Origin of the sequence: Rhodococcus sp. NPDC057014 (assembly GCF_042673295.1) — a bacterium.
Lineage (GTDB): Bacteria > Actinomycetota > Actinomycetes > Mycobacteriales > Mycobacteriaceae > Rhodococcus_F.
Genome location: NZ_JBHUSF010000549.1, coordinates 1 through 3,052 on the forward strand (window position 1 = coordinate 1; position 3,052 = coordinate 3,052).

At 65.0% G+C, this 3,052-nt stretch carries 3 protein-coding genes; all 3 read left to right on the top strand.

Translation table 11 applies throughout. The features are described 5' to 3' along the window. Nucleotides 1-404 (top strand): class I adenylate-forming enzyme family protein (locus ACFTZB_RS44570; RefSeq protein WP_378442256.1); only part of this gene is annotated, 404 nt, incomplete at its 5' end. 82 nt (nucleotides 405-486) lie between these two features. Further along, nucleotides 487-1,599 (top strand): alcohol dehydrogenase catalytic domain-containing protein, encoded by a 1,113-nt coding sequence (locus tag ACFTZB_RS44575; protein ID WP_378442258.1) that lies wholly within the window; start codon nucleotides 487-489, stop codon nucleotides 1,597-1,599. A 7-nt stretch (nucleotides 1,600-1,606) separates the two neighbouring features. After that, a partial coding sequence (locus ACFTZB_RS44580; RefSeq protein WP_378442260.1) for an NAD-dependent succinate-semialdehyde dehydrogenase occupies nucleotides 1,607-3,052 on the top strand: 1,446 nt, incomplete at its 3' end.

Consider the following 3,052-nt stretch of genomic DNA (forward strand, 5'->3'; position numbering starts at 1 on the left):
CCGAGGTACTGGCCCATGGTTGGTACCACACGGGGGATCTTGCCCGACGCGACGAGAACGGATTCATCCGCATCAGCGGACGGATCAAAGAAATGATTATCCGTGGCGGGGAGAACATCTATCCCGCGGAGATCGAGGACGTCCTTATGAGCTGCGAGTGTGTCGCAGACGCGGCGGTCGTCGCAGCACCACACGAAGCGCTCGGTGAGGTTCCCATCGCGTTCGTCGTGGCCGCGAACGACGACGGCATCGATGAGGATGATCTGAGAAGCCGCTGCGCTGCGGTGTTGTCTTACTTCAAGGTGCCAGCGGAATTCATTGAGGTGACAGTGATTCCACGTACCGGATCGGGGAAGATTCAGCGCCACCGGTTGCATCGACCCGATATGGCCGTCACCACCTAACCCGTAGTCCCCGCGCCTCCGGCGTAGTCGAGTCGCGGGTCGCAGCCAGAGCTTCCAGACGCCGAAGAAAGGGCATCACTCTATGAAGATTCGCGGAGCCGTTCTCGAGGCGAGCGGCCGTCCACGGCCGTACGCGAACTCCACACCGATCTCGATCGCCGAGCTCGAACTCGATCCGCCCGCCCCGGGCGAGGTCCTTGTCCGCATCGAAGCGGCCGGAATCTGCCACTCCGACCTGTCGGTCGTCGACGGTAACCGTCCGCGGCCGATCCCCATGCTGCTCGGCCACGAGGCCGCAGGCCGGGTCGAACAGCTTGGCGACGGTGTATCTGATCTAAAAGTCGGTCAGCGCGTCGTCATGGCATTTCTGCCTCGCTGCGACGACTGCGCCGGATGCGGAACCGACGGAAAACTACCCTGCATCCCGGGCAGTGCGGCGAACAACGCCGGAACCCTCCTCAACGGAGGTAGCCGCCTGCACCGCGACGGCGTCGACGTCAAACACCACCTCGGTGTCTCCGGTTTCGCTACGCACGCTGTCGTCGACCAACATTCGGTCGTACCGGTCGAGGACGACGTTCCACCCGAAATCGCCGCCGTCCTCGGATGCGCAGTGTTGACCGGTGGCGGTGCCGTCATCAATGCAGGCCACCCGGAGCAAGGGCAAGCCGTCTTGGTTGTCGGGCTCGGTGGTGTCGGCATGGCTGCTCTGATCACTGCGCTGTCCCTCGGCCAGGGAGAGGTGATCGGAGTCGATTCGAACCCCGACAAGCTCACCCAGGCAATGAAACTGGGCGCTTCCGCCACCTACACCCCCCAAGAAGTCGCGGAACGGAACATCCAGGCCCCCATCGTTATCGAGGCAGCAGGACACCCGCTCGCTTTCGAAACTGCCGTCACTGCCACCGCTCCCGGCGGCACCACCGTCACCGTCGGACTCCCTGCCCCGGACGCCCGGTCCTCGATCTCGCCGCTCGGTCTGGTGGCCGGCGCGCGCACCGTCATTGGCAGCTACCTCGGCTCCGCAGTCCCGGCCCGCGACATTCCGGTGTATGCGCAGCTGTGGCGCGAAGGAAAACTCCCGGTCGAGAAGCTGATCTCGTCCCGGATCGCACTGTCGGACATCAACTCTGCCATGGACCAACTCGCCGACGGCAACGCCATCCGGCAAGTCATCATATTCGACGAGAAGTGAGGAAACATTGACCAGCACCCAGACAACCCAGCAGGCACTGCTCGAAGCGGTCCCGGCCGGACTGTACATCGGCGGCCAATGGCGCCCCTCCGAAACGGGCAACACATTCCCCGTGCACGATCCGGCGACCGGTCGAGAACTCGCCGTCGTGGCCGACGCCACCGTCGCAGACGGGGCCGCCGCTCTCGACGCCGCAGCAGCGGCCCAGAAGGGGTGGGCACGAACTGCCCCTCGGGAGCGCGCCGAACTTCTGCGGGCCGCATTCGACGCCGTACTCGCGCGAGCGGACGATTTCGCGCTCCTGATGACCCTAGAAATGGGCAAACCGCTCGCCGAGGCACGCGGCGAAGTGACCTACGGCGCCGAGTTCCTCCGCTGGTTCTCCGAGGAGGCCGTCCGGGTGTCGGGTCGATATGCGGCTGCGCCCGACGGAAAAACCCGGCTGCTCGTCCACAAGCGACCCGTGGGCCCCTGCCTGTTCATCACTCCGTGGAACTTTCCGCTGGCCATGGCGACCCGCAAGATCGCCCCCGCGATCGCTGCCGGGTGCACCATGGTCGTCAAACCCGCCACCCTGACACCCTTGACCACGCTGCTATTGGTGCAGGTCCTCGAGCAGGTCGGGCTACCGCCCGGGGTGCTCAATGTCATTCCCACCTCGCGCGCTGGGCTGGTCACCGCACCGCTCATCACAGATCCCCGGCTGCGAAAGCTCTCGTTCACCGGATCGACCGAAGTCGGCCGGCGACTGCTCGCGGACTCGGCGCAACAGGTGCTGCGCACCTCCATGGAACTCGGCGGCAACGCGCCGTTCCTCGTGTTCGCCGACGCCGACGTCGACGCCGCAGTAGAAGGTGCAATCGTCGCGAAACTGCGGAACATGGGCGAAGCGTGCACCGCGGCGAATCGGTTCATCGTGCACGAATCCGTCGCGGACGAGTTCGCGACCAAGCTCGCCGCCCGAATGCAGAGCCTGGTCGTCGGGCCGGGTAGCGAGGAGGACTCCCAACTCGGCCCACTGATCGACCAAGAGTCCCGGGACAAGGTTCACAACCTGGTCCAGGACGCCGCAGCAAACGGTGCCACCATCGTCACCGGCGGTCAACCCGTCCCGGGCAATGGCTACTTCTATGCCCCGACGGTGCTGACCGGAGTTAGTGCGGACGCGCGTATCCTCCACGAAGAAATCTTCGGTCCCGTGGCCCCAATCACGACCTTCCGTGACGAAGAGCACGCCGTCGAGGTCGCCAACAGCACCGAATACGGACTCGTCGCCTACGTCTACACCCGAGATACCGCCCGCACCCTCCGCATGAGCGAGGAACTCGAAACCGGCATGCTCGGCATCAACGTCGGCGTCGTGTCAAACCCGGCCGCACCCTTCGGCGGAGTCAAGCAATCGGGTCTCGGCCGCGAAGGCGGCTTCGAGGGAATCGACGAATACCTCGAGACC